28 protein-coding genes are annotated in these 26,961 nt (G+C 60.1%); 9 read left to right on the plus strand and 19 right to left on the minus strand.

Annotated features, from left to right (window positions below; genetic code table 11):
- Window positions 1-138 precede the first annotated feature (138 nt).
- From EJA70_RS15300 to EJA70_RS15350, 11 genes are all read right to left on the minus strand, one after another.
- The gene (locus EJA70_RS15300) at window positions 139-1,008 is read right to left on the minus strand and encodes an oxaloacetate decarboxylase (protein ID WP_007919546.1); all 870 of its coding nucleotides are present in this window, start codon (window positions 1,006-1,008) and stop codon (window positions 139-141) included.
- 180 nt (window positions 1,009-1,188) lie between these two features.
- Window positions 1,189-1,368 carry a hypothetical protein gene (locus tag EJA70_RS15305; RefSeq protein WP_008082468.1) on the minus strand — a complete coding sequence of 60 codons (180 nt, stop codon included), beginning with the start codon at window positions 1,366-1,368 and terminating at the stop codon, window positions 1,189-1,191.
- Window positions 1,369-1,397: 29 nt separating this feature from the next.
- On the minus strand, window positions 1,398-2,045 hold the full coding sequence (locus tag EJA70_RS15310) for a transposase (RefSeq protein WP_158831742.1): 648 nt from the start codon (window positions 2,043-2,045) through the stop codon (window positions 1,398-1,400).
- Window positions 2,042-2,806 (minus strand): hypothetical protein, encoded by a 765-nt coding sequence (locus EJA70_RS15315; RefSeq protein WP_256677679.1) that lies wholly within the window; start codon window positions 2,804-2,806, stop codon window positions 2,042-2,044. The genes EJA70_RS15310 and EJA70_RS15315 overlap by 4 nt, the downstream gene beginning before the upstream one ends.
- Before the next feature lie 277 nt (window positions 2,807-3,083).
- On the minus strand, window positions 3,084-4,118 hold the full coding sequence (gene astA / locus EJA70_RS15320) for an arginine N-succinyltransferase (protein ID WP_158831744.1): 1,035 nt from the start codon (window positions 4,116-4,118) through the stop codon (window positions 3,084-3,086).
- Between the two features lie 61 nt (window positions 4,119-4,179).
- Window positions 4,180-5,196 (minus strand): arginine N-succinyltransferase, encoded by a 1,017-nt coding sequence (locus tag EJA70_RS15325; RefSeq protein ID WP_158831746.1) that lies wholly within the window; start codon window positions 5,194-5,196, stop codon window positions 4,180-4,182.
- Between the two features lie 118 nt (window positions 5,197-5,314).
- Window positions 5,315-6,664: an APC family permease gene (locus EJA70_RS15330; RefSeq protein WP_158831748.1), complete on the minus strand. Its 1,350-nt coding sequence runs from the start codon at window positions 6,662-6,664 to the stop codon at window positions 5,315-5,317.
- 82 nt (window positions 6,665-6,746) lie between these two features.
- Window positions 6,747-7,499 (minus strand): N-formylglutamate amidohydrolase, encoded by a 753-nt coding sequence (locus EJA70_RS15335; RefSeq protein ID WP_158831750.1) that lies wholly within the window; start codon window positions 7,497-7,499, stop codon window positions 6,747-6,749.
- Entirely contained in the window at window positions 7,483-8,814 is a 1,332-nt protein-coding gene (locus EJA70_RS15340; RefSeq protein WP_158831752.1) for a glutamine synthetase, read from the minus strand. Before EJA70_RS15340 ends, EJA70_RS15335 begins: the two co-directional genes overlap by 17 nt.
- Window positions 8,811-9,455: an isochorismatase family cysteine hydrolase gene (locus EJA70_RS15345; protein WP_158831754.1), complete on the minus strand. Its 645-nt coding sequence runs from the start codon at window positions 9,453-9,455 to the stop codon at window positions 8,811-8,813. Before EJA70_RS15345 ends, EJA70_RS15340 begins: the two co-directional genes overlap by 4 nt.
- Window positions 9,456-9,457: 2 nt before the next feature.
- Complete coding sequence (locus EJA70_RS15350; RefSeq protein WP_158831756.1) at window positions 9,458-10,312, minus strand: MurR/RpiR family transcriptional regulator; 855 nt, start codon at window positions 10,310-10,312, stop codon at window positions 9,458-9,460.
- A 333-nt stretch (window positions 10,313-10,645) separates the two neighbouring features.
- On the opposite strand from EJA70_RS15350, the gene EJA70_RS15355 reads away from it, so the two are divergent.
- The gene (locus EJA70_RS15355) at window positions 10,646-11,215 is read left to right on the plus strand and encodes a histidine phosphatase family protein (protein ID WP_158831758.1); all 570 of its coding nucleotides are present in this window, start codon (window positions 10,646-10,648) and stop codon (window positions 11,213-11,215) included.
- Window positions 11,215-11,970: a precorrin-6A synthase (deacetylating) gene (gene cobF, locus EJA70_RS15360; protein WP_158831760.1), complete on the plus strand. Its 756-nt coding sequence runs from the start codon at window positions 11,215-11,217 to the stop codon at window positions 11,968-11,970. The genes EJA70_RS15355 and cobF overlap by 1 nt, the downstream gene beginning before the upstream one ends.
- Before the next feature lie 133 nt (window positions 11,971-12,103).
- Here the strand turns inward: cobF and ftrA are convergent, their stop codons facing one another.
- Window positions 12,104-13,078, minus strand: coding sequence for a transcriptional regulator FtrA (gene ftrA, locus EJA70_RS15365; RefSeq protein ID WP_158831762.1), 975 nt, complete (start codon window positions 13,076-13,078; stop codon window positions 12,104-12,106).
- A gap of 102 nt (window positions 13,079-13,180) precedes the next feature.
- On the opposite strand from ftrA, the gene EJA70_RS15370 reads away from it, so the two are divergent.
- The 4 genes from EJA70_RS15370 to EJA70_RS15385 all read left to right on the plus strand — a co-directional run bounded on the left by EJA70_RS15370 (window position 13,181) and on the right by EJA70_RS15385 (window position 16,895).
- On the plus strand, window positions 13,181-13,609 hold the full coding sequence (locus tag EJA70_RS15370) for a rhodanese-like domain-containing protein (protein ID WP_158831764.1): 429 nt from the start codon (window positions 13,181-13,183) through the stop codon (window positions 13,607-13,609).
- Window positions 13,610-13,897: 288 nt separating this feature from the next.
- Complete coding sequence (locus tag EJA70_RS15375) at window positions 13,898-14,677, plus strand: ABC transporter substrate-binding protein (RefSeq protein WP_158831766.1); 780 nt, start codon at window positions 13,898-13,900, stop codon at window positions 14,675-14,677.
- A 199-nt stretch (window positions 14,678-14,876) separates the two neighbouring features.
- On the plus strand, window positions 14,877-15,989 hold the full coding sequence (locus tag EJA70_RS15380) for a succinylglutamate desuccinylase/aspartoacylase family protein (RefSeq protein WP_158831768.1): 1,113 nt from the start codon (window positions 14,877-14,879) through the stop codon (window positions 15,987-15,989).
- Between the two features lie 189 nt (window positions 15,990-16,178).
- Window positions 16,179-16,895: an alpha/beta hydrolase gene (locus tag EJA70_RS15385; RefSeq protein WP_158831770.1), complete on the plus strand. Its 717-nt coding sequence runs from the start codon at window positions 16,179-16,181 to the stop codon at window positions 16,893-16,895.
- Here the strand turns inward: EJA70_RS15385 and EJA70_RS15390 are convergent.
- Both EJA70_RS15390 and EJA70_RS15395 read right to left on the minus strand, forming a co-directional pair.
- Entirely contained in the window at window positions 16,885-17,445 is a 561-nt protein-coding gene (locus EJA70_RS15390; RefSeq protein ID WP_158831772.1) for a hypothetical protein, read from the minus strand. The two genes, EJA70_RS15385 and EJA70_RS15390, sit on opposite strands and share 11 nt — an antisense overlap.
- A gap of 211 nt (window positions 17,446-17,656) precedes the next feature.
- Window positions 17,657-18,439, minus strand: a complete 783-nt coding sequence (locus EJA70_RS15395; protein WP_008082443.1) for a hypothetical protein — start codon at window positions 18,437-18,439, stop codon at window positions 17,657-17,659.
- 147 nt (window positions 18,440-18,586) lie between these two features.
- On the opposite strand from EJA70_RS15395, the gene EJA70_RS15400 reads away from it, so the two are divergent.
- Both EJA70_RS15400 and EJA70_RS15405 read left to right on the plus strand, forming a co-directional pair.
- Window positions 18,587-19,123 carry a chalcone isomerase family protein gene (locus EJA70_RS15400; RefSeq protein ID WP_008082442.1) on the plus strand — a complete coding sequence of 179 codons (537 nt, stop codon included), beginning with the start codon at window positions 18,587-18,589 and terminating at the stop codon, window positions 19,121-19,123.
- Between the two features lie 111 nt (window positions 19,124-19,234).
- Window positions 19,235-20,554: an Nramp family divalent metal transporter gene (locus tag EJA70_RS15405; protein ID WP_158831773.1), complete on the plus strand. Its 1,320-nt coding sequence runs from the start codon at window positions 19,235-19,237 to the stop codon at window positions 20,552-20,554.
- Between the two features lie 243 nt (window positions 20,555-20,797).
- Here the strand turns inward: EJA70_RS15405 and EJA70_RS15410 are convergent, their stop codons facing one another.
- The 3 genes from EJA70_RS15410 to EJA70_RS15420 are packed head-to-tail and all read right to left on the minus strand — an operon-like array spanning window position 20,798 to window position 23,379.
- A complete protein-coding gene (locus EJA70_RS15410; RefSeq protein WP_158831776.1) occupies window positions 20,798-21,979 on the minus strand; it encodes an acetyl-CoA C-acetyltransferase in 1,182 nt (393 codons plus the stop codon).
- 11 nt (window positions 21,980-21,990) lie between these two features.
- Window positions 21,991-22,656 carry a CoA transferase subunit B gene (locus tag EJA70_RS15415; RefSeq protein WP_008082425.1) on the minus strand — a complete coding sequence of 222 codons (666 nt, stop codon included), beginning with the start codon at window positions 22,654-22,656 and terminating at the stop codon, window positions 21,991-21,993.
- 24 nt (window positions 22,657-22,680) lie between these two features.
- Complete coding sequence (locus EJA70_RS15420; protein WP_008082423.1) at window positions 22,681-23,379, minus strand: CoA transferase subunit A; 699 nt, start codon at window positions 23,377-23,379, stop codon at window positions 22,681-22,683.
- 273 nt (window positions 23,380-23,652) lie between these two features.
- Between EJA70_RS15420 and EJA70_RS15425 the strand changes: the two genes are divergently transcribed.
- Window positions 23,653-24,534 carry a LysR family transcriptional regulator gene (locus EJA70_RS15425; protein WP_158831778.1) on the plus strand — a complete coding sequence of 294 codons (882 nt, stop codon included), beginning with the start codon at window positions 23,653-23,655 and terminating at the stop codon, window positions 24,532-24,534.
- 103 nt (window positions 24,535-24,637) lie between these two features.
- Here EJA70_RS15425 and EJA70_RS15430 read toward each other — a convergent pair whose 3' ends face one another.
- Together EJA70_RS15430 and EJA70_RS15435 are read right to left on the minus strand one after the other, a co-directional pair.
- Window positions 24,638-25,471 (minus strand): NAD-dependent protein deacetylase, encoded by an 834-nt coding sequence (locus EJA70_RS15430; protein WP_158831779.1) that lies wholly within the window; start codon window positions 25,469-25,471, stop codon window positions 24,638-24,640.
- A 212-nt stretch (window positions 25,472-25,683) separates the two neighbouring features.
- On the minus strand, window positions 25,684-26,730 hold the full coding sequence (locus EJA70_RS15435; protein WP_158831781.1) for a class I SAM-dependent methyltransferase: 1,047 nt from the start codon (window positions 26,728-26,730) through the stop codon (window positions 25,684-25,686).
- Window positions 26,731-26,961: the final 231 nt, after the last annotated feature.

Here is a 26,961-nt window from a genome sequence, read left to right on the forward strand (position 1 = left end):
CTGGCTTGCCAGCGATGGCGTCAGCCCGGCCAAGCCATCACTCAGCCCAAAGGATTTGGTATGAGCCATTAAGCCATGGTTGGCCGCATAACCTGTGGGAGCTGGCTTGCCAGCGATGGCGTCAGCCAGGTCAATCCATCACTCCTTGACGCTCATGTATTCCTTGGCCCACAGGATGTATTCCTCGGGCTGGGTATAGGTGTGCGTCAGTTCGGTTGCGCTCAGGTCGGAGGCCTGGGTGAAGATCTGTCGCTGTTCGCGCAGGCTGTCGTACGTTGCCTTGATCGCGGCAAAGTAGGCGCCGTGGCCGTCGATGGTCACGCGCACACCGAGTTCAGCCAGACGCTTGTCGTCGCGCAGCGCCGGGTTGCCGTAGGTGACCAGCATCAGCGGTACGGTCAAATGCTCGGCGATTTGTTCGAGCTGATCGAAGTCCTGAATCCCGACCATGCAGATCCCGTCGGCGCCCGCCGCCTGGTACTGCCGGGTGCGGCTGATGATTTCCTGGTTGGGCAGGATGCCGGCGTTGGTACGGGCGATGATCGCCATTTCCGTATCGACTCGAGCTTCCAGCGCTGCGCGGATCTTGCCGACGCCTTCGGCGACGGTGATCAGGTCGGTGGATTTGCGCCCGAATTGCGCGGGCAGCAGAGTGTCTTCGATGGTCAGGGCAGCGACGCCGGCGCGTTCCAGTTCAACGATGGTGCGCATCACGTTGAGGGCGTTGCCGTAGCCGTGGTCGGCGTCGGCGATCACCGGCAATTGCGCGACGCGGCCAATGCGCGTGGCCTGTTCGGCGAACTCGCTGAGGGTGATCAGGGCAAAGTCCGGTGCACCCAGCACCTGCAACGACGCCACCGAACCACCGAGAATTCCCACTTCAAAACCCAGGTCAGCGGCGATCCGCGCGGACATCGGGTCGAACACCGAGGCCGTGTGGTAGCAGGTGTCGGAGGCCAGCAACTGTCGGAAATTACGGCGCAAATCTTGATGAGAAAGCCTGGTCATACGAGTTCCACCAATACAAAGGAATGGAAAGGCTTGAGCAAATGTGTCAACGCCGAAGGCCTAAAAGGCTATCACGCTGGGATGGTCAGGTTCATGACGATTTTTTCGGTAACGGTAAAACAGAAAAGGTTGCAGACGTCTAAACGTCTGCAACCGGATGACTCAACTCAGGGCGAGGGGTCAGACTTTATTGATGTCTCCCCAGATTTTTTTGATCTCATGGATGTTTCCCACGTTGTAGCGCGGAATGCCCAGGCCGGCGCAAGGGGCTGCAGCGGCGGTTTTGACGGCGGTATTGATGACGTTGGAGCCTGCACGCAGGAGTGGCGCGTTGTTCCAGTTGTTTTGGGTAGTGTTCATATCAATTTCCTTTTTGATTAAGTGGGCAGTCAATACTGACCCTGATTTAAAAGTGCGATCGTTTTTTCATAAAAATCGATCTCTTGCATTGCAATGCCGGGATGAGTCGGCAAGTAGTTTTCGTCGAAGCACCATGCTTCTTCGCTTGTCTGCGCAAGCGGCGCGTGAATAAGCACGCTCAGCGAAGCAGACATTTGTTTTGGCGGCAGTTGTCGATGAATCTCATGAAGTGGCTTCATGTGAAGCACTGCACCTGGCGCCAGTTTCAATTCGGTTTCCTCTCCTAGACGAGGACGGACCCCCGCAAGGAGTGGAGTGCGGTCGAGGATTTCGCGCTTTATGGTGACGTAACCGTCTCCCGCATAACCTACGCAGTACATTTCGAAGTCGTGCGTATGATTAAGGTGATAAATAAAAGTTTCGCCTTCATCTTGTGAGTCGACAGGCGCCCAGAACCCCAGGCGGACAGTGTAAGTATCACAAGAGTGCAGGACGAAAGCGTAAGCGTTATAACGATAGTGCGCCGTACTGAAACCGTGCGCTTGAATGCCCTCGTACAAATGCTCACTCAGTAATGTTCTGTTCTTGGCAAGGCCTTTCAAGTCTTCAATGATCGAGTTCTGGTCTGTATTGAAGTTGTAGTTATCCATGCGCTGGATGAAGTTCGCTAAATTCATGTTGCACTGTCCATATGAGCATCTAGATAACGATTCAATTGCTCGTTTTGCAGCAATCTCATCACCGGCGCATACGCAAGGGCTGCCGCTTTATCCTCCTGGGCGATAACATTGAAAGCCTTCCAGGTGACCGCCGGGTGTTGGTGGTAAATCAGCTCCTCGGCGACTTTGCGGGCGTGTGGATCCGCCGCGGCCTCAAGCAGTTCGAGGCTGACAAGGAAGCGCGCTGCGCTTTCATCGTTCGGAAGCCAAGCTACTTTTTTCAGTGTGCGACGGTCGAATACCGCAATGTCGGCACGCCGGTCGATCAGGTTGATACTGGCGCTGAGAACCTCCTGGTCGCATTCGAACAACTCTTTGGTGCCGTCGATGTACAACGCTTGACCGTTATCGACTGTAGTGTTGTCACCCAGGCTCAGGTGGTCGTCATCGATCGTGTAGCGCTGGACGTTAAAGGGTGTGTTGTTGATCGAAAATAAAAATGTTTTACCGGGAACAGAATAAAAATAAGGTGAGGCTGTCGTGCTGTCAGGCGCTTTGATACTGATGTTGCCCGCTGCGTTATAGTACAAGGTCAATGTGCGGGTGTAAGGGTTGGTGCTGTTAAGGGCTTGAGCTTTGTAGTGCTGGACGCCGAGTGTTTTAATGCGAGTGTCAAGCAGGTTGCAAAGCATGTTTACTTCGGATGTCATGTTGTTTTTATTGAGGATGTCGAGGGTTAGTTCTGGTTCTAAGTTGGTGTCTAATAATTCAGTAATCATGGTTGTTTGCTGTTGAGTAAGTGGGCTTGAGTTAAATTTATAGTCCGAAGTTGGTTTGGGCAAGTTGAGGTGTGTAAGTTGTTGTGTTTCGGATTTTAATTGGGGTGTTTTTTTGGGGGGGTGTTAGTTGAGTTGGTGCTGCCGATATTGGCTTGCGAGATAGTTGTAGGAGAGTAAAGCGTCCCGTGATGACGGCCATTAGTTATGACCGTCGGGAAGTTTGAAGTAAAGGTTATGTAGGGGCGCGAGGCGCAAAACGATGTGCGATATACAGTAATCAGGCCGCAACGGCCTGCTGTTGTTGATTGGGCAACATGACCGCGCGCACCGAGTTGCCTGGCTGCAGTTGCAGGCGTTTGGCCGTCAGGCGATCAATCACCAGGCTGCTGCCAACTCGACGGGCGCGGGCGACGGTGATGCGGCAGTTCTCCAGGCGGCGGTTGTGGATCAGCCACAGTGGCGCCTGGTCATCCGGTGTGCCGAGGCTCAGGGTCAGTTCCACGCTGTCGCGCACGGTGCGGATACTGCGCACGGGGGCTTCAATCACCGGCCCACCGTCGAAAATGTCGATATAACTCTTGTGAGAAAAACCCTCGGCCTGAAGGATTTTCAGCGCCGGCTCGGTATTGGGGTGCGCCTGGCCGATGGCCGCCTGAGCCTCTTCGGTGAGCAGGCAGGTGTAGAGCGGCTGGCGCGGCATCAGTTCAGCGATGAACGATTTGTTGCCGAGCCCCGACAGGTGATCGGCGTGGCTGAAATCCATCTGGAAGAAGTGCCGGCCCAGACTGTCCCAGAACGGCGAACAGCCCAGTTCATCGGCACTGCCGCGCAGTTCGGCGATCATCTTTTCGCCAAACAGGTGTGGAAACTCGGCGACGAACAACAGCCGCCCCAGTGACAACAAACGGCCATTGCTGCCATGACGTTGAGCATGGCCGAGAAACAGCGAGCACAGTTCCGATTGCCCGGTCAGTTCGTTGTTGAGAAACAGCGTCGGGATTTGCCGTTGTATGCCCAGATCCGGCGCCGAACTCACCGTCAGCCCCACTCGATAGTTGTACCAGGGCTCGCGCAAGCCGACCGCCCCGGACAGCGCACTGACGCCGACCACGCGCATGTCATCGTCTTCGAGCACGAACAGGTAGTCCGCGTCGGCACGTTCTACCTGCTCGGCGAACGCCCGTTGCGCCCAGCGTACCCGATGGGCCAGGCGATCTTCGTTGGCCGGCAGGGTGGTGAACCCCGGGCCGGCCTGTTGAACCAGAGTCATCAACGCTGGCAGGTCGCTGACATTGACCGGGCGGACAATCATGCTGTAACTCCTTTTGCGCGCCTGTTCGGGCACTGTCGTTGGCTGCGGCACCGGGCGTGGTTCACAGGGCAATCAGCCGGATCGGGCTGCCATCGGTCACGTTCAGCGCTGCACACATGGCCGGGGTGAGGGCCAGCGGTTGATCGGCGTGGACATCCAGTTCGGCGACGATGGCCCGGAAACCCTGCAGCGCATCGTTGCTCAGCAGGTAGCGGCCACGGGCATCGATCCGCGACTGCTGCTGCACCGGAAGGATCTGGCTGTGAGCGATCGACCGAATGTTTGCGGTGCGCGCATAGAGCGTCGGGCCGGCGTCGAACAGGTCGATGTAGCTGTTGGTTTCAAAGCCCTCACGCTCAAGAATGTCGAACGCTTCCTGCCCGTCAGGGTGAATGCGCCCGATGCATTCCTGCGCCGCCAGCGGCAGCATCGGCACGTAGATCGGGTATTGCGGCATCAGTTCGGCAAGGAACGAGCGGCTCTGCAACCCACACAACCTTTCGGCTTCGACGTAAGGCAGATCGAAGAAGTGTTTGCCCAGCGCATCCCAGAAGGGCGATTGGCCGTTCTCGTCGCTGTAGCCGACGATTTCAGTAATCACCGCTTCGGCAAAACGCGGCGCATGAGCGGCGATAAACAGCAGGCGCGCCCGCGAAAGCAATTCGGAAAAAGCTGTACGCACCAGCCCTGCGTCAATGTGAAAACCGCGCAGCAGCGTGTGATCGTTGAGGTCATGGCACAGCGACAGCGCAGGCACTCCGTGCTCGATGTTCAGCTCCCGCGAGGCGCTGGTGAAATGGCGGTTGCGCAGGCTGTAGAACGGCTCGTTGAAGCCGGCGGTGGCAACAATTTCCGAGCAACCCGACAGACGCCGCGTTTCAAGGTCTTCGAGCACGAAGAAGTAATTCTCCGGGCCCTGCGCCGCCGCTGCGCTTTCGAATGAGGCACAGGAGGCGGTGATTTTCTCGCGCAAGCGTTCGCTGTCATCCGGCAGAGAGGTCACGCCCACCAGGCTGGCGCGGGCCAATTGTTGTAACTGAGGCAGGTCGGTTAGCTCGACTGGGCGTAAGACCAGCATGGATGTACTCCTGTATCAAAAGGTCCGGTGAGTTCACCGCACCTGACTATCACTGTCGGGTTCCACGCGTTAAATCAGCGGTCGCCTGATTTGTTGTCAGACGCCGCCCTTTTTCTTGTCAGCCATTGCTCGGGTCGGGCAGCGCGGTACTGGCGCCGAGCTTGTTCAGGAAGAACAGATACACCAGGCCCAGCGCGATCCAGATCAGCCCGAGTTTCTGCGCATCGACGCCCATGTTGTACATGATGGCCGCGACGATGATGAAGCCGATCACCGGGCAGATCAGGTGGCGCACGACTTGTCCGGACTTCTGCCGACGCCAGTAGTAGTTGATCACTGTCAGGTGCAACAGCATGAAGCCGCTGAGGGCGCCAAAGTTGACGAGGGAGGTCAGGGTGTCGACCGAGTTGATGAACAGGTAGCAGATCAACAGCGACAGTACCGCCACCAGATAAATGCTCAGGTACGGCGTGTTGTGTTTCGGATGTACTTTGGCCAGCACTTTCGGCAATTTGCCGTCGCGGGCCATGCCGAACAGCAGGCGCGACACCGCGGCTTGCGAGGTGATCGCCACGGCCACGCCCCAGGCCAGTGCGGTGGCTACGCCGGTCAACGTCGCCAGCCAGCTGCCGGCAGCGATTTCGGCGATTTCATAGAACGCGGTGTCGGCGGAGGTGAAGCCCATGCCGGCCGCCAGATCGGTGGCGATCCAGGTTTGCGCGACGAAAATCACGCCCATGACCAACAAGGTAATCAGCGCCGCTTTGCCAACACTCTTGCCCGGATCGCCTTTGATTTCTTCGGCGAGCGTCGAGATTGCATCGAACCCGAGGAACGACAGCACCGCAATCGACACCGCTTGCATCAACAGGGCGAAATTGAACGTCTCGGGGTTGTACAGCGGCGCCAATGTCAGCTCGCCATGACCGCCGCCGTTATGCAGGGCCGTCCAGGCGTAAAACAGGAAGATCCCCAGCACGACCAGTTGGGCCAGCAGGAAGATGATGTTCATCCGCGCGGTGAACGTGATGCCGCGCAGGTTGACGAATGTTGCGCTGACGAGGAACGCCAGAATAAAGCCGACTTTTGGAATGTCCGGGTACAAATGGTTGAGCGCCATCGCCGCATACACATACAGCAGCGGTGGAATCAGCAGGTAGTCGAGCAGCATCAACCAGCCAGCGATAAAACCGACATGCTGGTTCAAGCCACGTTGCGCGTAGGAATACACCGAGCCTGCGATCGGAAATGCCTTGGCCATGCTGCCGTAGCTGAGCGCGGTAAACAGCATCGCCACCATGCCGATGATGTAGGCCAGCGGCACCATCCCCGGCGCCTCGGCGTTAACGTAGCCATACACACCGAACGGGGCGATGGGGATCATGAAGATCATCCCGTACACCACCAGGTCCGTGAGGGTCAGGCTACGTTTCAACTCTTGCTTGTAGCCGAATTCTTCAATTTCCATGAAGCGCAACTCCTTGTCAGCCAGATCGGTCGTTTTTTAGTTGTTATGTCGGTCCATCGTTTACAGCGTCAGCAGTCTTGCGTTACAGCAATGGCGCGAGGTATCCGGCCCAGCGCGATACCGCTTCGGGGCTGCGCAACAAGTCGTTGCGCACCTCGATCAGCACCGAATCCAGGCCCCGGGCATCGCCGTGTACCGGCACGGTCATGTCGCCCAGCGGATCAATCTTGTACGGTTGGTTGCCCGCCACTTTCAGCGGATGCTCAGCGAGCCCGTCGAGCAGGCGTTGTGCGTAGTCCTTCGCCTGACCAAACAGCACGCCGACTTCCAGCGGTCGTGGCTGGCCGTAATACACCGGGGTAAAACTGTGAACCCCCACCACCCGTACCGGTTGCCCTTTGGCGATGCGTTCGTCGATCAGCGTCTGCAAGCGTGCGTGAAACGGCTTGAACAGGGCCTGGCGCCGGTATTCGCGCGTGGCTTCGTCCAGCTCACGGTTGCCCGGGATCTGATAGATCTCGCTCTGTGCCGGAATGCTGTCGGGCGCATGCCGTGGACGGTTCAGGTCGATCAGTAGTCGCGAATAATTGGCGCTCAACAGTGTGGCGCCAAGTTTTTCCGATAATTGCTCGGCCAGTTGCAGTGCGCCGATGTCCCAGGCGATGTGTTCAAGGGCGGCGGCCTCATCCAGGCCCAGATTGTTCAGGGCATCGGGGATGTAGCGGCTCGCGTGTTCGCACACCAGAATCAACGGATGTGTCGAGTCCTCGCGGCTCAGGTTGTAGGCCGGGCGGGTGTACAACCCAAGCTCGGCGGATTCAGTACAGGCGTGCATAGTGCTCACACAGGTCAGCAGGCGAGAGCTGTTCCGTCAGCGCCAGTTCCTCGGTTTTAAGGGCGTGATACGTGTCGAGCAACGGCTTGGCCAGCCATTCATTGAAGGCTGCACTGTCGCGCAGGCAATCCAGCGCCTGGGCGAGCGAGGCGGGCAGGGCAACGATGCCCCGGGCCTGGCGTTGCTCGTCGTTGAGTGAATCGGGCACTTCGTCGGTGATCGCGTTCAGGGCCAAACGCTGTTCAATGCCCAGTCGCCCGGCAATCAGCAGTGCCGCCATGGCCAGGTGCGGCGACGCCGTGGCGTCCATGGCGCGAAATTCGAGGTTGAACTGCTGGGCCACGGATTTGCCACCCAGGGTCACGGTCGGGCAGATGCGCAGCGCCGCTTCACGGTTCTGTTGACCGAGGCAGGCGTAGGACGCGCTCCAGTGGTGCGGCTGCAAGCGTTGGTACGACACCGGCGTCGGCGCAGTGAACGCACACAGGGCCGGCAAGTAATGCAGGACGCCCGCTGCCCAGTGCTGGCCAAGACTCGACAGACCGTTGCTGGTGCCCGCGTCGTAGAGCATCGGCTGACCGGCCAGATCCAGCAGGCTGACGTGCAAGTGCACGCCGTTGCACACCGCATGCTCGGCGGTTTTCGGCGCGAAGCTCAGGTCCAGGCCCATTTGCCGGGCAATCTCGCGGGTGATTTCGCGCACGTTGACCGCGCGGTCTGCCGCGGCTACGCCCAGCGTCGGCCGACAGGTGATTTCGTATTGGTGCTTGCCGTACTCAGGCAGGAACATTTCCGGCTCGACACCCCCCGCGCGCAGGGCGCTGAGCAGCCAGCCGCCGAACTCGGCGCCCTGACGCTGGGCTTCGAGGGAAAACGCCAGATGCTCGACAAACCCGGCGTGCAGGTTGAATTCGTGTTCGAACGCGGCGTTGACTTGCAAGCCCAACGCATCGCGATAGCGCTCGATCTCATCACGCAGCAGTGTGCGCGGGCAGGCGCCCCACGCACGACCATCGGTCTCGCGGATATCGCCGTGGATGAAGTCCAGCGCCGGCGCATCGGCATCCGGGCCATTGCCAACGGTGACGCGGCTGCTCAGATCGGGAATCAACCGCAAGTCGCCATAAGCGCCCCACGGATTAGCCGAGGCGATGATGTCCTGTGGCGTCAGCGCGCTATTGGCCGGCACCCAGCCGCAACCCGCCGCCTGGTAATGTTCAAGCTCATCGGTGGGAAACGAGCGGCCACGAGTGATGCCGATCAGGTCGGTGGTGACGATGGTGGTCATCGGCAGCGGCGTCAGGCGTGCGCTCATGGCTGCATCTCCTGCAGGCGGCCGAGCACGGTGTCGGTGTCGGTGATCCAGCAATAACCCTTGATTGCGTTCAGGCAGGCGTGATGGCGTTCGGCGCTGTAGGTGGCACAGGCGTCCTCCACCAGCGTCACCAGATAACCGCGATCGGCGGCATCGCGCACGGCCATGTCCACGCACTGGTCGGTGACGATGCCGGCGATGATCAGGTGGCGGGTTTCGAGGTTGCGCAGCACGTAGTCGATGGCGGTCGAGTTGAACACGCCGGACGAGGTTTTTGGCAGGACGATTTCGTTTTCCTGCGGGGTCAGTTCAGCAATGACCTGCGCCTGCGGGCTGCCCTTGGGCAGGTGCATGTCTGACAGCTTGTGATCGAGCGAGCGGTCGCGACCATCGGCGGTCAGGCTTTCAATAATCGTGTGCAATACATTCTGTCGGGCCTGGCGAAAGGCGCCGAGCAACCGCTGCTGATTGGGCACCACCTGCGTGCGGGCGCGGTTGAGGAAGTACTCGGCGTCCGGGCCACTGAGGTGCGGGTCGAACTGCGGTTCGAGCCAGGCGCGCTGCATGTCGACCAGCAGCAACGCCGTGTGGTCGGTGACAAACGGCAGGTCCCGTGGCGAGCGGTGGGGAAGGTTGAACATCCTTATTTTTCCTCCAGCAGATGAGTGGCGAATTCGTTGCGCAGGGCGTCGATGCCTTCCAGGCGATCGGCCAGTTCCGGGCCGCGCAGGGTCAGGCAGGCAATCAATGCCTCGACCTGGGCCAGCGCCGGCACCATGGTGTCGAACGGTGAGGCCGATTCGACCGGGGCGCTGATGATCAGATCAGCCAACTCGCGCAGGGGCGACGCGTAGATGTCGGTAAACAACACCACCCGGGCGTTGTTGTTTTTTGCCGCGCTGGCGACGCGCAGGGCCTGGGTCTGATAACGGCGATAGTCGAACATCAGCACCACGTCCTGACGTTGCAGGTCGAACAACCGGTCGGGCAGCAGCGCATTGTCTTCCAGGGCAAAACAGCCGGGACGCAACAGGCGCAAATGATTGAGCAGGTACGTGGCCATCAGGCTGCTGAAACGGCCGCCGAAGCAGTACACCTGATGGCGTGCATCCAGCAGCCAGTCGACGAGGATTCGTATGTCTTCGGGTTGCGTCAGCGCCTGGGTTTCCAGTAACAGACGATGGCTGTCAGCAAGGTAGTGGCTCCAGGCATCGTCCTTGTTCTGATGCGAGCGAGGCTGCAACAGGGTGCTTGGCGAGCGCAGGCGATGGTCCATGTCACTGAGCAGGGCATCCTGGAATTCGGCATAACCACCAAAACCGAGCTTCTTTACCAGCCGCACGATCGTCGGGTCGCTGACACCGGCATGTTCGGCCAGACGTGCCATCGGCCCCAGGCCGTTGCGCGGGTACTGATCAAGCAAGGCGCGAACGACTTTGCGCTCCGACGGCGTAAGATCAAGGCCGGGGTCGGTGATCAGGTCTCTGAGAGGGGGCATCCGGGCTCCTGCTGGATGGAGGGGTGTTGAATTCGCTTCATAATCCGTTAAAACAGTATTTATGTAACTGACGCTACATGTCTAGTGAATTTTTTACCGTGGAGCAAAAGCCCCAAAATGGGGCAAGACGCCCGTGTAACAAGGGCTACACGGTAGTCGCTCTGTCTTGTAGTCCATTGCCCGGAACGACGTCAGAAATTGCCGATTCGGCACTTCGCAAAGGGTTGCCGTCAGCGCCGTCGAGTTGGCTGCAACCCTCCGGCATACGGCACAATGGCGATTATTGCCGACGGCTCCGCCGATTTTTCCTGACCTTCGAATGAGTGACTGCTTGTGCGTACCACCCGTTTGACTCTGATTTGCCATGCTCGAACCGTCGCACAGAAATTGTCGCGTTTTCCTACAAACGAGCCTGTTGAAAATGAGCAATTAGCGTCTGACTTGTGGGCGACACGGCTCGATTCACCGTTCCGTCTGTTGTGTGGTCCGGAATTGCGCACCCGGCAAACGGCTGAGTGGTTCGGCACGGACGCTGAAGTGGTCCCGGCCTTGCGCGACTGCGACTGGGGGCGTTGGCACGGGCAGTCGATCAAGGATCTGCAGCAGACCGATGCACAAGCATTGCAAGCCTGGCTGGCCGATCCTCACGCGGCACCGCATGGCGGTGAGTCAGTGGCGCAAGTGGGCGAGCGGGTCGCCACCTGGCTCGAAGGGCTGACCGCAACACCCGGGCATGTCGTCGCCATTACCCATCCTTACATTGTGCGCGCCGCGTTGATGCAGGTGGTGCAGGGCGCGGCTTTCAACGCAGTCGACGTCGAGCCGCTGGCCATCCTTGAGTTACGCTTCAACGGTATCTGGCGGCTACGCTTGCCGGGTATCGACAGCAAGGAGACGCGCTGATGAAAAAGCTGCTGGTGATCGGCATCGGCGCCGGTAATCCGGACTACATCACGATGCAGGCGGTGAAGGCGCTGAATCTGGTCGATGTGTTCTTCCTCATGGATAAAGGTCAGAGCAAGGACGCGTTGATTGACCTGCGCCGCGAGATCTGTGAACGCTACATCACCGATCGCGCTTACCGTTTCGCTGAAGCCCAGAGCCCCGAGCGTGAACGCGGCGATGTCGACTACGCCGCCAGCGTCGCCGAGCTCAACCACGCCAAGCAACGCACCTTCGAAAGGCAGATCAATGACCAATTGTCTGACGGTGAGTGCGGTGGTTTCCTGGTCTGGGGCGACCCGGCGTTGTACGACAGCACGATTCGTATCCTGCAGGCGATTCTGGCGTCAGGGCGGTGTGCCTTTGAGTTTGAAGTGATCCCGGGGATTACCAGCGTTCAGGCGCTGGCGGCACAGCACAAGGTGCCGTTGAACACGATTGGCCGCTCAGTTGAAATCACCACCGGGCGGCGTTTGGCGGCGGGGCAGGTGAGTGACGCGGACAGCGTGGTGGTGATGCTCGATGCTGAAGATTCCTATCACACGGTGACGGATCAGCAGACGGAGATTTACTGGGGGGCTTATCTGGGCACGCCGGATGAAATACTGATCAGCGGGCGACTGGCGGATGTTGCCGATGAAATCGAGCGGGTGCGCAAGGCGGCACGGGCGGAACATGGGTGGATCATGGATACGTATTTGCTGCGCAAGCCTTAGATTTTTGCTGGCCGGGCGGGTGTCTTCGCGGGCAAGCCTTGCTCCTACAGTTATTTGTGTTGTTCACATATCTTCAGTCAGCGCCAAACCCTGTGGGAGCTGGCTTGCCAGCGATTGGGCCATCGACCGCACCTCAGGAATCGGCATTGACCCCTCGCCCAAACCGCTCGCGATACACCGAGGGCGGCACGCCGACCACCGTGCGAAACGCTACCCGAAAACTCTCCACCGAGCGATACCCGCAACGCTGAGCAATCTGCTCGGTGTTCTGCGGCGTGCTCTCCAGCAGCTCCCGCGCTCGCGCCAGTCGTTCGTGCTGCAGCCACGCCTTGGGTGATTGGCCACTGGCCTCGGTAAATCGCCGCAGAAAGGTCCGTTCGCTCATCGCCGCCTCGCTGGCCAGGTCGCGCACCTCCAGCGGCTCATGCAGACGCTCGCGGGCCCATTGCATGACGCGTGACAGATCGTTGCGCGGCGTCGGGCTCACGGGCGTCGGAATGAACTGCGCCTGGCCGCCGGTGCGTTGCGGCGACATCACCAGTCGGCGGGCCACGGCGTTGGCCACTTGAGTACCGAAGTCCCGCGCCACCAGATGCAGGCAGGCATCAATCCCGGCAGCGCTGCCAGCGGAAGTAATCAACTGACCAGAGTCGACGTACAGCACATCGGGATCGACCGCGATGGCCGGAAAGCGCTGCGCCAGTTCCGTGGTGTAGCGCCAGTGCGTCGTCGCGCCATGGCCGTCGAGCAAACCGCTGGCCGCCAGCACGAACACCCCGGAGCAAATCGACAACAGCCGCGCCCCTCGGGCGTGGGCCTGACGCAGTGCGTCGATCAGTGCCGGCGGCACCGTGGCGTTCCGGTCGCGCCAGCCGGGGATGATGATCGTGCGGGCTTCGTCCAGCAGTTCCAGACCGCCATCGGCCAACACCTGAATCCCGCCCATGGCGCGCATCGGGCCTGGATCGACCGCCGCAATCGCGTGTTGGTACCACGGAAACTCGAACTCGGGACGCGCCAGGCCGAAGATCTCCACGGCAATGCCGAACTCGAACGTGCAGAGGCCGTCGTAGGCCAGAATCGCAACCAGACCTGGTGATGTCGGCATTTGGCGGAAAATTCCCGATGAGTGTCTTGTGCGCCACTGTAGCGATTCGCGGTGGCTGGATAAAGTCTGTTCATTCCCAACGAGACACAGGAGCAACCCCTTATGCCTAGCCTGGTTCGCGACATTCCCGCCGCCCCTTCGGCCATCGCCCTGATGCATTTCAGCAACCGTCTGACCTTCGAAACCGATTGTTCCGACGTCTACAGCAGCCAAGAGGCCGCCGAGGTCGACTTCGTGCTGGTCGATGTGCGCGGGCCGCTGGCCTTTGAGCGCGGCCATGTGCCCGGGGCCATCAATATTCCGACGCGATTGCTCACGGCTGAAGGGTTGGCGAATTACCCGAAAACCACGCTGTTCGTGGTCTATTGCGCCGGCCCGCACTGCAACGGCGCGAACAAGGCGGCGGTAAAACTGGCGGCGCTGGGTTACCCGGTCAAAGAGATGATCGGTGGCGTGACCGGGTGGCTGGACGAAGGATTCCAACTGAGCGTGGCGCAACCCGCCCGCAGCGCATTCCCCTGCGAATGCTGAACCTTGTAGGAGCTGCCGCAGGCTGCGATCTTTTGATCCGGGTCGTTAAAAAAGATCAACAGATCGCAGCCTGCGGCAGCTCCTACAGGGGATTGGTGTTTTTCCTACAGCCTTTGATGTTGCTGAATTGTCTCGCCGGTTTTCTGCAAGTATTTGTCGCATCAACACAATTTACCCTGTGCGCGCCGCCATAGACTGCCGGCCACTTCAGTATTTGCCGCCAAATGGCCATGACTGAACGCTGAATCGAAAGCTGCCAATAAAAGCCTCCGCACACAGGAGTAATAAATGAAGAAGCTAGTGATGTTCGGTGCCCTGGCACTGTCGATGTTGTCCCTGACCGCTGTGGCCGAAGACGCCAAGCCGATCCGCATCGGTATCGAAGCCGGTTACCCGCCATTCTCGATGAAAACCCCTGACGGCAAACTCGCCGGTTTCGATGTGGACATCGGCGATGCGCTGTGCGAGCAGATGAAAGTCAAATGTACCTGGGTCGAGCAAGAATTCGATGGCCTGATCCCGGCACTGAAAGTGAAGAAAATCGACGCGATTCTGTCCTCGATGACCATCACTGACGACCGTAAGAAAAACGTCGATTTCACCATCAAGTACTACCACACCCCGGCCCGCTTCGTGATGAAGGCAGGCTCGAACATCACCGACCCGCTGACTCAGCTCAAAGGCAAGAAAGTCGGCGTGCTGCGTGCCAGTACCCACGACCGTTTCGCCACCGAAGTATTGGTTCCAGCCGGGATCGACCTGGTGCGTTACGGTTCGCAGCAGGAGGCCAACCTTGACATGACTTCGGGTCGTCTTGACGCGATGCTGGCCGACTCGGTCAACCTCAGCGACGGTTTCCTGAAAACCGACGCCGGCAAAGGCTTCGAATTCGTTGGCCCGACCTACGAAGACGCCAAGTACTTCGGCGGCGGCGCCGGCATTGCTGTGCGCAAGGGCGATACCGCGCTGGCCGAGCAATTCAACAAGGCAATCAGCGAAATCCGTGCCAATGGCAAGTACAAGCAAGTGCAGGACAAGTACTTCGACTTTGACGTTTACGGCCATTAATACGCCGTAGGAAAAAAGTGGCCCCGTTTACGCGGTGGCCACTTTTTTTGCGTTTTAATTGTGACCAGACCCTGTAGGAGTGAGCCTGCTCGCGATAGCGGTATGTCAGGTGCCATCGGTGCTGAATGTAAAACCGCTATCGCGAGCAGGCTCACTCCTACAGGGGATCTGTGTGATCCAGCTATTGAGGAGTTTTCCCATGCAACGCATCGATCATGTCCTGCCCTGGAGCCACTTGGGCAGCGAGCGCTCCCTCAGCGTGTTTCGTTATGGCGCCGGCGCGCGCAAGGTGTACATCCAGGCCAGCCTGCACGCCGATGAATTGCCGGGCATGCGCACCGCGTGGGAACTCAAGCAGCGCCTCAATGAACTTGAGCAGCAAGGGCGTTTGCACGGCGTGATCGAGCTGGTGCCGGTGGCCAACCCGATTGGTCTCGATCAGCATCTGCAGGGCGCGCACATGGGGCGCTTCGAGCTGGGCAGTGGCAAGAATTTCAATCGCGCATTCGTCGAACTCAGCACCCCGGTGGCGGCGTTGGTCGGTGAGCGCCTGGGCGCGGATGCCGCCGCCAACATCGCGCTGATCCGCCAAACGATGCTCCAGGTTTTCGATGACTTGCCAGCCCCGGCCTCGCAACTGGAGGCGCTGCATCGTCTGCTGCTGCGTCATGCCTGCGACGCCGACATCACCCTCGACCTGCACTGCGATTTTGACGCTGCGATTCACTTGTATGCGTTGCCGCAACACTGGCCACAATGGCAATCGCTGGCCGCACGCCTGAAGGCCGGTGTGGCGCTGTTGTGTGAAGACTCCGGCGGCAGCTCGTTTGATGAATCCTGTTCTTCGCCATGGCTGCGTCTGGCGCGCACCTTTCCTGACGCGGCAATTCCCCCGGCGAACCTGGCAACCACGCTGGAGCTGGGCAGCATGGGCGATACCCGGGTCGATCAGGCGCAGGCCAATTGCGAGGCGATTCTGGGCTTCCTCGCCGAGCAGGGCTTCATCGACGGCGAATGGCCGGCGGCACCGGCCGACTGCTGCGAGGGCTTGCCGTTCGAGGGCACCGAATACCTGTTCGCCCCGCATCATGGTGTGGTGAGTTTCCTGCGCAATGCCGGCGAGTGGGTGGAGAAGGGCGATGCGCTGTTCGAAGTGGTTGATCCGTTGCAGGATCGCGTAAGCACCGTGCGCGCCGGCACCAGCGGCGTGTTGTTTGCGATTGATCGTGGGCGCTACACCGAGCCGGGGATCTGGCAGGCGAAAGTGGCGGGGCGGGTACCGATTCGCAGCGGCAAGCTGACCAACGATTGAAGGTTTACGCTGAATCCGCTGGCCTCATCGCTGGCAAGCCAGCTCCCACAGTGAATGAAGGTGTTCACACAAATCCTGTGGGAGCTGGCTTGCCAGCGATGTCGGCATCGAAAGCACCGCCGCATATGGATCTTTGCCGGGGAATGTTAGGCTCCCCCGCGAACCCGACACTCTGTGAAGGAAGGCTCTATGTTGAAGGCGTTTGCTCTGTTGACCCTGTTGGCGTCCACCGCCGTTCATGCGCAAACCACGCTGCAAAACGATCTGCCGCTCAAGTACATCGAGCAAGTTCACGCGGACGCCGATCCGCGCCCGCTGGTGATTTTCCTGCACGGTTACGGCAGCAACGAAGCCGACCTGATCGGCATGAAATTCCAGCTGCCGGCGCAATACAACTACCTGTCGGTGCAGGCGCCGCTGGCGTTGGGCGAAGGACGTTATCAGTGGTTTCGCAAGAAGGGCGAAGGGGCCTACAACGGCGAGACCGATGATCTGAAGGTCAGCGCGCAGAAACTGCGTGTGTTTGTCGCGCAGGCGGCGAAGAAATATCACACCAGCCCGGACAAGGTGTACCTGATCGGTTTCAGTCAGGGCGCGATGATGACGTACGAGGTAGGGCTGCGACCGCCAGTGGCGGTGGGTGGCATCGCGGCGTTGAGCGGACGTTTGTTGCCGGTGTTGAAAGCCGAGCTCAAGACCGAGCAACAACCGCTGCCGCTGAGCATCTTCATCGGTCACGGCACCGCCGATGATCGTGTGCCGTACCACGACGGCACCGAAGCCAATGCGCAGTTGCAGAAGCTGGATTACACACCGCAATTTCACGCTTATCCCGGCGTCGGCCACAGCATCAGTGCGGCCGAACTGCGGGATTTGAACGGTTGGTTGCAGCAGCTCAATCCTTGAGGATGGTTTTCACCAGCTTATCGTGGCCGGCCTTGTCGCTGGCCCGGGAAATCACCTGAACCAAGGCCATGTGCGTGCCGGAGCCGGCCATCAACGTGGTGTTGAGGGTCTGGCCGCCACCTTGGGTAGCGGTGCTGTCGACTTGGCGCAGGCCGAGGCCGCTGCTTTTCTGCGTCAGACTTTTCTCGGTGAGTTTGTTGAAGTCCGGCAGCGCCTTACGTTGGGCGTCGATGAAGTCCGACACGGTGCCGTCGAGGAACGCACTGTCGTTGTCCTTGACGTTGTTGCCTTCGGGAATCACGTTCTCGGCGGCGATGACCACGGTTTTGGTGGTCTGGTTGGTGTACATCGTGCCTTTGGCGCCAGTCGGGCCGGCCGGCAGCGGGTCGGCGACGAAGCCCTTGGGCAGGACGAAGGTGAACTTGCCATCGAGCATCGAGACCTTCTCGCTGCCCGTGTCCTTGGCCTTGGCCGCCTGAGCACTGATGGCGCCGAGGCCGGCGACTGCCGCGAGTAAAAGGACAACGGCTTTTTTGCTCAACAGTGACATTCGAATCTCCAGGGGATGGTCGCGCTTGGGCGGGCGATCATCCCATGCAGAGGACTGGCACTCCAGCCCGGCTCGTCTGAACATGGTTTTGAGTTGGCGACTTACCTGTGGCGAGGGGATTTATCCCCGCTGGCGTGCGCAGCGCGCCCATCGTTTTTACGACTGCTGAGCAGCCGAGCGGGGATAAATCCCCTCGCCACAGGGGACGGTTTCAACTTTGAGGTTGGGGCGTTTTAGAGGAAGGAGGTTTTGCCAGCAGCTTGCGGGTAACGCCAAGCATCGCCACCGATACCGCGACACCCACCGCAAACCCACTCAGCCCCATGCTCGGCAACGTCAGCGCCGACACCAGGCAAAACGCCGAAAACGAATACATCCCCGTCGCCGTCGCGCGCAGCAATGCTGCGGTAAACGCCGGGCCGCGTGTCTGCTGGGAAAATACCGCCATCACACTGCCGAGCACCGGGAACACCGCGAGCAAACCGCTCCAGCGTTCGCCGACGGTGCTGGCGAGCATCGTCACCAGCAACGTCAAAGCCGCTCCTGCAATCATCCGCCAGATCAGTTTGTCCGACTTCGGTGCCGTACCATTCAGCACCGGTTGCACATCCGGAAACAGATACGGCGAGGCGAGCAGGGCAACCGCCGCCGCCACCACCGAAAACGGCAGCGACGGTGGAATCAGCGACAGCACCAGCGCCAACACAGCCCAGACCGTCATCGATATCGCCAGCGCCCACGGCCAGTTCGCCCGTTGTGCGACCTGCGCATAGGTGATGCAGAAGGCAATCATCGCGAACATCGCCGACAACGCCGCCACTGCTGAATGCGCGGCAAACTGCGGCCCCTGTTCGATGGCGAGGAAAAACAGAATCGGCCCGACCACCACCGGCAACCCCGACAGCCACCCGGCCACACTCGGCCCCCAACGCTTGCCCGCCAAAGAAATCAGCAAGAGAAATCCGGGAATCAGCAGCAGTTTGAGGATCAGCACGCAGGTGGCTCCGTCGAGTGAGAGGCGCTCACGTTAGCATCGTCGATCGTGGATTGCTGCATCGTTGTACAAAAATTGTATACAAAGTGCTCGGGCGGATAGCCGACTATGCTCTGATTATCAGGGCTTGCCGGAGTCGATGCCGCGATGAACAGAACACCGAAGGTGTTGCGGGGATGCTGCGGCATAGGCTTGTGGGCCCTGTTGTTGACGCCGACCTGGGCCAATTGGCAGGACGCCGTGCCCGGCGCGCAAATCATCGGCACCGGCGATTTCAGCGTATTCGGTTTCGATGTCTACAATGCCCGGCTTTGGAGTGCGGCGCGGCCATTGGCGGAGGGGCAGCCCTTTGCGCTGGAACTGATCTACCGCCGCAACATTTCTCGCGATGATCTGGTCAAGGCCAGCCTTGATGAAATCAAGCGCCTGGCCGGCCCTCGCGTCAGCCCGGCGCAACTGGCCGGTTGGCAGATTCAGATGCAGCAATCCTTCGTCGACGTGCAGGCCGGTACGCGCATCACCGGCGTCTATCTGCCGGGGCAGGGCGCACGGTTTTTCGTCGGGCAGCAATTGCAGCATGAAATCGATGATCCACAGTTCGCCAGGGCGTTTTTCGACATCTGGCTGGATCCGCGCACCCGTAGCCCCGAATTGCGCGAGCAATTGTTGGGCGCGAGCCGATAAGATCAAAAGATCGCAGCCTGCGGCAACTCCTACAGGTGCGATCTTTTGATCTTCAACGTAACCGCTGAAACGTCTAAGCTGCGTCTTTCCGACTTGTTTCTGGATGTGTGCGTGAAATTCAGTTTGCCCAAAATCGCCACCGCGCCGTTTTGCCCACCGGAAGTGGCCGGCAGTGTCGCGGTCGACCCCAACGCCCCCTTCTTCAAACGTGTGCTGCGTTTCGCCGGCCCCGGTTTGCTGGTGTCGATCGGCTACATGGATCCGGGTAACTGGGCGACTGCGATCGAGGCCGGTTCGCGGTTTGGCTACAGCCTGTTGTTCGTGGTGTTGCTGGCGAGTCTGGCGGGCATGGTTGTGCAATGTTTGTGTTCGCGGCTGGGCATCGCCACCGGCCGCGATCTGGCGCAACTGTCGCGCGAACGCTACAGCACGCCGACCGCACGCTTGCAGTGGGTGTTGGCGGAAATCTCGATAATCGCCACCGACCTCGCCGAAGTACTTGGCTGTGCGTTGGCGTTTCACCTGTTGCTCGGTTGTTCGCTGACCTTCGGCATTGCCCTGACTGCATTCGACACGCTGCTGGTGCTGGCTCTGCAGAACCGTGGATTCCGCCGACTGGAAGCGATCATGTTGGTACTGGTCGCGACTATCGGCGTGTGTTTCTTCGTTGAACTGGTGCTGATCAAACCGTACTGGCCAGACGTCTTCCAAGGTTTCAAACCTTCGCTGTCGGCGATCAGCGACGCCGCGCCGTTGTACTTGGCAATCGGCATTCTCGGTGCGACGGTGATGCCGCATAACCTCTACCTGCACACTTCGATCGTGCAGACCCGGATGATCGGCAAGGATCTGGCAAGCAAACAGGACGCAGTGAAACTGGCGCGCATCGACACCATCGGCTCGCTGGCGCTGGCGTTGCTGGTCAACGCGGCGATTCTGATTCTCGCGGCAGCGGCGTTTCACCAGTCGGGGCATACCGACGTGGTCGATATTCAGGACGCCTATCACTTGCTCGATCCGCTGGTCGGTGGCGCGCTGGCCAGCGTGTTATTCGGCGTGGCGTTGCTGGCGTCGGGGCAGAGTTCGACCTTCACCGGCACCATCGCCGGGCAGGTGATCATGGAGGGTTATCTCAATCTGCGGATTCCGTGCTGGCAGCGCCGTTTGATTACGCGCGGGCTGGCGCTGATTCCGGCGTTTATCGGCGTGTGGTTGATGGGCGATAACGCGGTGGGCAAGTTGCTGGTGATGAGCCAGGTGGTGTTGAGTCTGCAACTGCCGTTTGCGCTGTATCCGCTGATTCGCATGACCAATGACAAACAACTGATGGGGCCGTTTGTGAATCGGCTGCCGACGCGGGTGCTGGCGTGGGGATTGTTTGTGGTGATCAGTGGGGCGAATGCCTGGTTGATCCTGCAGTTGGCTGGCTGAGGTTTTGTGGTGCCAGGGCTGGCCCTATCGCTGGCAAGCCAGCTCCCACAGGGGTAGTGGGTGTACACAATATTTGTAATCACCATCAATCACTGTGGGAGCTGGCTTGCCAGCGATGTGGCCTTAAAGCACAACACAAAGTCCAGACAAAAAAAGACCCGGTGCAACGCAAGCTGCACCGGGTTTTTTGTTGCCGGCAACCAGCGGATGTCGTGGATCCGCCGCCCGCCGTTGAACTCTTGCTTACGCGCGCTCCAGCGCCAGCGCTACACCCTGGCCGCCGCCAATGCACAGGGTCGCCAGACCCTTTTTCGCATCACGCTTGATCATTTCATGCAGCAGCGTCACCAGCACGCGGCAGCCCGATGCACCGATCGGGTGGCCCAGCGCGATGGCACCGCCGTTGACGTTGACCTTGCTCAGATCCCATTGCAGATCCTTGGCCACCGCCAGCGATTGTGCGGCGAACGCTTCGTTGGCCTCGATCAGGTCGAGTTGCTCGATGTTCCAGCCCGCCTTGTCCAGGCAGCGGCGGGTTGCCGACACCGGGCCGATGCCCATGATTGCCGGGTCAACGCCCGCGTTGGCATAAGCAGCGATTTTCGCCAGCACTGGCAAACCCAAGGCTTTGGCTTTTTCTGCGCTCATCAGGATGACTGCGGCGGCGCCGTCGTTCAGCGACGAAGCATTGCCAGCGGTGACGCTGCCGTCCTTCTTGAACGCTGCACGCAGTTTCCCCAGCGATTCAGTGGTGGTGTCGCCGCGTGGCTGCTCGTCGACCTTGAATGCAACAGGATCGCCTTTGCGCTGCGGGATCAGGATCGGGGTGATTTCATCGACAAAGCGGCCGGCCTCGATGGCCGCGGCGGCTTTCTGTTGCGACGCAGCAGCGAAGGCGTCCTGTTGCTCACGGCTGATATCGTATTTGTCGACCAGATTTTCCGCGGTGATGCCCATGTGGTAATCGTTGAACGCATCCCACAGACCATCGCTGATCATGGTGTCGACGATTTGCGCGTGGCCCATGCGCAGACCGGTGCGTGCGCCCGGCATCACATAATTGGCCAAGCTCATGTTTTCCTGGCCGCCGGCGATGATCACATCAGCGTCGCCGCAACGGATTGCCTGCGCACCCAGGTGCAGCGCCTTGAGGCCAGAGCCACAGACTTTGTTCAGGGTCAGCGCCGGTACCGCATGCGGCAGGCCGGCCTTGATCGCCGACTGACGCGCCGGGTTTTGACCTGCGCCGGCGGTCAACACCTGGCCCATGATTACTTCATCAACCTGCGCACCGTCCAAACCGGTTTGTTCGAGCAACTGGCGGATCACCGCCGCGCCCAGATCCACCGCAGAAACGCTGGCCAGGGCACCCTGGAAACTGCCGATCGCGGTACGCGTGGCGGCAACAATGACGACGTCTTGCATTTTCGAATTCCTCACTCGGCAGCGAACTGCATTTCCGGTACGTGATCCGGGACGATCAGTTTACCAGCGGTTTTGGCGACGATTTCCTCGACGCTGACGCCAGGTGCACGTTCCTTGAGGACAAAAGCGCCATTTTCGATTTCCAGGTAGGCGAGGTCGGTCAGCACACGCTTGATGCAACCCGCGCCAGTCAGCGGCAGGCTGCATTTGGACAGCAGCTTGGACTCACCATCTTTCGATGCGTGGGTCATTATCACGATGATGTTGTCGGCGCCCGCCACCAGATCCATCGCGCCGCCCATGCCCTTGACCAGTTTGCCGGGGATCATCCACGAAGCGATGTTGCCTTCAACGTCGACTTCGAACGCGCCAAGCACGGTCAGGTCGACGTGGCCACCGCGGATCATCGCGAAGGATTCGGCGGAGTTGAAAATCGACGCGCCGATGCGTGCGGTCACGGTCTGTTTGCCGGCGTTGATCATGTCGGCATCGATGGTTTCTTCAGTCGGGAACGGGCCCATGCCGAGCAGGCCGTTTTCCGATTGCAGCATGACTTCCATGCCTTCAGGAATGTAGTTGGCGACCAGGGTCGGAATGCCGATGCCGAGGTTCACGTAGAAGCCGTCCTGCATTTCGCGGGCGACGCGCTGAGCCATTTGTTCGCGGGAAAGTGCCATGTCTTTATTCTCCGTCAGCCTGAATTATTTGCGGATGGTGCGCTGTTCGATGCGTTTTTCGAACGTGCCGCAAATGACCCGATCGACGTAGATGCCCGGGGTGTGAATCTGCGTCGGATCCAGCTCGCCGGGTTCGACGATTTCTTCGACTTCGACCACGGTGATCTTGCCGGCGGTGGCGGCCAGCGGGTTGAAGTTCTGCGCGGTGTGACGGTAAACGACGTTACCGAAATGGTCGGCTTTCCAGCCTTTGACGATGGCGAAGTCGCCGGTGATGGATTCTTCCATCAGGTACTTGCGACCCTTGAACTCACGCACTTCCTTGCCTTCGGCGACGGGAGTGCCGACGCCGGTGGCGGTGAAGAAGGCCGGAATGCCGGCGCCGCCCGCGCGCATTTTTTCAGCGAGGGTGCCTTGCGGGGTCAGGATGACTTCGATGTCGCCTTTGAGCAGTTGCTCTTCGAACAGCTTGTTTTCGCCGACGTAGGAGGCGATCACTTTGCTGATCTGGCGATCGGTGAGCAGCACGCCAAGGCCAAAGCCGTCGACGCCGCAGTTGTTGGAGACGACGGTGAGGTCGCGGGTGCCTTTGCGCTTGATCTCGGCGATCAGGTTTTCCGGAATGCCGCACAGACCAAAGCCGCCGGCGATGACGGTCATGCCGTCCTCAAGCCCGGCCAAGGCTTCCTCGTAGGAACTCACGCGCTTGTCGAAACCTGCCATATGCACCTCTTTTATTATTTGCGGGCGGCTGGCTAGCCGAATGGTTGGAGTGTCGCGCTGGGGGATATATTTGTTAAGTTGATTTTTAAGGTTGATTGATTGATAAAGCTCAACAATCACCGAAATCGCCGATTACCTGTGGCTGATCGTTCCCACGCTCCGCGTGGGAACGCCTCCATGGACGCTCCGCGTCCAGTGACGCAGAGCGTCACGGGCTGCGTTACCACGCGGAGCGTGGGAACGATCATGCATCGAGAATTCTGAGGCTTGAGTATGACCATCAAACAGATCCGCGCTTTCCTCGCCGTCGCGCAAAGCCTGAGCTTCGCCGTGGCCTGCGAGCGCCTGCACCTGTCGCAATCGGCGCTCAGCCTGACCATCAAGGCGTTGGAAGAGGGCCTGGGCGGGCGCTTGTTCAGCCGTAACACGCGCAACGTCGCATTGACCCCGGAAGGCGAATCACTACTACCACTGGCCCGCCGCCTGATCGCCGACTGGGACAACGCCGAAGATGAAATGCGCCAGCGCTTCAGCCTGCAACGCGGGCGTGTGACGCTGGCCGCGATGCCGTCGTTTGCCGGCAATCTGCTGCCGCCGATCCTCAAGACTTTTCGTGCGCGCTATCCGAACGTCAACGTCACGGTCAACGATGTGATCAACGAGCAGGTGCTGGAAATGGTCCGCGATCGCCAGGTTGAACTGGGCGTGGCCTTCGAGCCGATGCAGAACACCTCGATGACCTTTACGCCGCTGTACATGGATCGCTTCGTCGCAGTGGTGCCGAAGGATTCGCTTTTGGCCGCCCGCAACGAGATCGACTGGCAGACGTTGTTGCTGGAACCCTTTATCACCTTGCAACGACCCTCCACCGTGCGGGTGATGCTGGAGGAGCACTTGCAGGCGCGGGGCATGAAGTTGCCGGTGGAGTTTGAAAGCCACCAACTGGCAACGGTCGGGCGCATGGTCGCCAGTGGGTTGGGAGTGAGCGCAGTGCCGGCGTTGTGCGCCGAGCAGATGCAAGAACTCGGCGCGCATTGCCTGACACTGATGGATTCGGTCGAGCGGGCCATCGGCGTGCTGACCGAGCCGGGCAATGAACTGTCGGCGGCGGCGCAGGCACTGTTCGATATTCTTCAGCAGGAAAACTACGCCTGAAACACACACCACCGTGTAGGAGCTGCCGAAGGCTGCGATCTTTTGATGTTGGTTTTAAAGATCAAAAGATCGCAGCCTTCGGCAGCTCCTACAGGGGACGGTGTCAGGGATGTGTCAGCAGGGGCAGGAGCTGTTCGCAGGAGGCTTCGATTTTCAGGTCGAGCAAATCGTCTGCGCGGGTCTTGCCCAGATTGATCGCAATCAACGGTTTACCGCGATCGGCAATCACCCGGCACAGGCGAAACGCCGAGTACGCCATCAACGATGAGCCAACCACCAGAAGGCCTGCCGCATTCTCTGCCGCAGCCATGGCCCGCGCCGCTGTCTGCGCCGCCACATTTTCGCCAAAAAACACCACATCCGGTTTCAGCCGCTCACCCGCGCAGTGCGGGCAGCGCGGGGTCTGAAAGCGTGCTTCGAAGGCCGGATCGAGCAAGGTATCGCCGTCCGGCGCCTGCACCGCATCGACGCCGGCCAGGTACGGGTTCTGCGCCTCCATCAACTGCTGGATCGCATCGCGCTCGCTGCGCTGGGCGCAATCCAGGCACAGCACCCAGTGCAGGCTGCCGTGCAATTCAATCACGTCATGGCTGCCGGCCTGATCGTGCAGGGTATCGACGTTCTGCGTGATCAGGCCGCTGATCTGGCCTTGGCGCTGCATCGTGGCCAATGCCTCGTGGGCGACGTTCGGCTGGGCCTGGCGTACACGCGGCCAGCCGAGCATGGCCCGCGCCCAATAGCGGCGGCGTGATTCGGGGGCGGCGAGGAATTCCTGATACATCATGGGTTGCCGGCCCCGGCGTACGCCCTCGCTGTCGCGATAATCCGGAATGCCGGAGGGCGTGCTGATGCCGGCCCCGGTCAGTACCAGGAAGTCGCCGTCGGCCATCGCCTGTTGCAGCGTGTCGAGGTGTTCTTGGGTCGGGCTGTCGAACATGCTCAGCACTCCGAAGTGGACAGTGCCAGCAGGTTAGCACCAACCTCTGTGGTGGGGCGGATTGTGGCGAGGGAGCTTGCTCCTGCGGGATCGCCAAGCGACCCCGGGATCGGTTAATGATGTGTGTCAGGCACGGCGAGTTACGGGTTTTGCGACGACTTTGTCGCCGATCGGGGATAAATCCCCTCGCCACAAGGGTTGTCGTCACGCCTTTATTTACGCGCCTCGAGGATCAGGTTGAAGGGTGTTTGGGTGGCCCGGCGGAAGTGTTTGAATCCGGCTTCAGTGAAAACTTTGCGCAGGCGCATTTCCCCAGCCTGCGCGCCGAGTCCGAGACCGACTTCCTGGGACAACGAGTTTGGCGTGCAGATGAACGTCGACGCCGCATAGAACAATCGGCCGACCGGATTGATGTTGTCGTCCAGCGTGTCGTTGGCGAACGGTTCGACGAGCAGCACCGTGCCGTCGTCTTTCAGCGAATCGTAGGCATGCCGCGCAGCACCGACCGGGTCGCCCATGTCGTGCAGGCAGTCGAAGTAGCAGATCAGGTCATAGTCATCGCCCGGATAGCTTTTGGCTGTGCCCTGGAAGAATTTCGCCCGACTGCTGACGCCGCCTTCTTCCGCACGTTGGGTCGCCACGGTGATCGACGGCGCGTGGTAGTCGAAACCGACGAAACGCGAGTTGGGAAACGCTTGGGCCATGATCACCGTCGAGGCGCCATGACCGCAGCCGACATCAGCGACTTTGGCGCCGGCCTCTAGTTTGGCGACAACGCCGTCCAGCGCCGGCAACCATTCGGCGATCAGGTGGCCTTTGTAGCCGGGGCGAAAGAACCGTTCGGTGCCGGTGAACATGCACGGATGGTGATCGCCCCAGGGCAGGGCGCCGTTGCCGCGCATGGCTTTGACCAGTTTGTCCTTGTCATGGAAAAACGACGCCACCACGCCGAGCCCGCCGGCGACATACACCGGCGAATCCTCCACGGCCAGCGCCAGCGCCTGTTCTTCCGGCAGGCGAAACTGGCCGTCGTGGTGTTCCATGTAGCCGGACGCCGCATGGGCGCTGAGCCATTCACGCACCAGGCGTGGGTTGCAGGTGGTTTTTGCAGCGAGGGCTTCGGGGCTGATCGGTTGGCTGTCGGCCATCGCCCGGTACAGCCCGAGTTCTTCGCCGACGATGACATTGGCCAGCATCGCCGCGCCGCCCATGTCATTGACCAGTTTGCCCATGAAGTCGTTGAGTCGGGCCTCGTCCATCGTGTGTGCTCCTGAAACAGGATCACAGTCCGGCGGCGTTGAGGGTCGAGGCATGCGCCACCGGGCGGTGGTCGGGGATACGGGCAGGACGTACGCTGCGCCCTGCGGCCCCCTCGACTGGGTCATGAATGAGTCTAGCCCGACTGCGCCCCGTCACAACCCTCCTTGTAGGAGCTGCGGCACGCTGCGATCTTTTGATCTTCAAACCAAGATCAAAAGATCGCAGCGTGC

The sequence above is a fragment of the Pseudomonas sp. PB103 genome, assembly GCF_009764635.1.
Taxonomy (GTDB): domain Bacteria; phylum Pseudomonadota; class Gammaproteobacteria; order Pseudomonadales; family Pseudomonadaceae; genus Aquipseudomonas.

What these genes read in the sequence shown, in the direction of transcription:
- EJA70_RS15300 (WP_007919546.1), bottom strand. Translation starts at nt 1,008, where the DNA reads ATGACCAGGCTTTCTCATCAAGATTTGCGCCGTAATTTCCGACAGTTG.
- EJA70_RS15305 (WP_008082468.1), bottom strand. Translation starts at nt 1,368, where the DNA reads ATGAACACTACCCAAAACAACTGGAACAACGCGCCACTCCTGCGTGCA.
- EJA70_RS15310 (WP_158831742.1), bottom strand. Translation starts at nt 2,045, where the DNA reads ATGAATTTAGCGAACTTCATCCAGCGCATGGATAACTACAACTTCAAT.
- EJA70_RS15315 (WP_256677679.1), bottom strand. Translation starts at nt 2,806, where the DNA reads ATGATTACTGAATTATTAGACACCAACTTAGAACCAGAACTAACCCTC.
- astA (WP_158831744.1), bottom strand. Translation starts at nt 4,118, where the DNA reads ATGATTGTCCGCCCGGTCAATGTCAGCGACCTGCCAGCGTTGATGACT.
- EJA70_RS15325 (WP_158831746.1), bottom strand. Translation starts at nt 5,196, where the DNA reads ATGCTGGTCTTACGCCCAGTCGAGCTAACCGACCTGCCTCAGTTACAA.
- EJA70_RS15330 (WP_158831748.1), bottom strand. Translation starts at nt 6,664, where the DNA reads ATGGAAATTGAAGAATTCGGCTACAAGCAAGAGTTGAAACGTAGCCTG.
- EJA70_RS15335 (WP_158831750.1), bottom strand. Translation starts at nt 7,499, where the DNA reads ATGCACGCCTGTACTGAATCCGCCGAGCTTGGGTTGTACACCCGCCCG.
- EJA70_RS15340 (WP_158831752.1), bottom strand. Translation starts at nt 8,814, where the DNA reads ATGAGCGCACGCCTGACGCCGCTGCCGATGACCACCATCGTCACCACC.
- EJA70_RS15345 (WP_158831754.1), bottom strand. Translation starts at nt 9,455, where the DNA reads ATGTTCAACCTTCCCCACCGCTCGCCACGGGACCTGCCGTTTGTCACC.
- EJA70_RS15350 (WP_158831756.1), bottom strand. Translation starts at nt 10,312, where the DNA reads ATGCCCCCTCTCAGAGACCTGATCACCGACCCCGGCCTTGATCTTACG.
- cobF (WP_158831760.1), top strand. Translation starts at nt 11,215, where the DNA reads ATGAAAAAGCTGCTGGTGATCGGCATCGGCGCCGGTAATCCGGACTAC.
- ftrA (WP_158831762.1), bottom strand. Translation starts at nt 13,078, where the DNA reads ATGCCGACATCACCAGGTCTGGTTGCGATTCTGGCCTACGACGGCCTC.
- EJA70_RS15370 (WP_158831764.1), top strand. Translation starts at nt 13,181, where the DNA reads ATGCCTAGCCTGGTTCGCGACATTCCCGCCGCCCCTTCGGCCATCGCC.
- EJA70_RS15375 (WP_158831766.1), top strand. Translation starts at nt 13,898, where the DNA reads ATGAAGAAGCTAGTGATGTTCGGTGCCCTGGCACTGTCGATGTTGTCC.
- EJA70_RS15380 (WP_158831768.1), top strand. Translation starts at nt 14,877, where the DNA reads ATGCAACGCATCGATCATGTCCTGCCCTGGAGCCACTTGGGCAGCGAG.
- EJA70_RS15385 (WP_158831770.1), top strand. Translation starts at nt 16,179, where the DNA reads ATGTTGAAGGCGTTTGCTCTGTTGACCCTGTTGGCGTCCACCGCCGTT.
- EJA70_RS15390 (WP_158831772.1), bottom strand. Translation starts at nt 17,445, where the DNA reads ATGTCACTGTTGAGCAAAAAAGCCGTTGTCCTTTTACTCGCGGCAGTC.
- EJA70_RS15400 (WP_008082442.1), top strand. Translation starts at nt 18,587, where the DNA reads ATGAACAGAACACCGAAGGTGTTGCGGGGATGCTGCGGCATAGGCTTG.
- EJA70_RS15410 (WP_158831776.1), bottom strand. Translation starts at nt 21,979, where the DNA reads ATGCAAGACGTCGTCATTGTTGCCGCCACGCGTACCGCGATCGGCAGT.
- EJA70_RS15415 (WP_008082425.1), bottom strand. Translation starts at nt 22,656, where the DNA reads ATGGCACTTTCCCGCGAACAAATGGCTCAGCGCGTCGCCCGCGAAATG.
- EJA70_RS15420 (WP_008082423.1), bottom strand. Translation starts at nt 23,379, where the DNA reads ATGGCAGGTTTCGACAAGCGCGTGAGTTCCTACGAGGAAGCCTTGGCC.
- EJA70_RS15425 (WP_158831778.1), top strand. Translation starts at nt 23,653, where the DNA reads ATGACCATCAAACAGATCCGCGCTTTCCTCGCCGTCGCGCAAAGCCTG.
- EJA70_RS15430 (WP_158831779.1), bottom strand. Translation starts at nt 25,471, where the DNA reads ATGTTCGACAGCCCGACCCAAGAACACCTCGACACGCTGCAACAGGCG.
- EJA70_RS15435 (WP_158831781.1), bottom strand. Translation starts at nt 26,730, where the DNA reads ATGGACGAGGCCCGACTCAACGACTTCATGGGCAAACTGGTCAATGAC.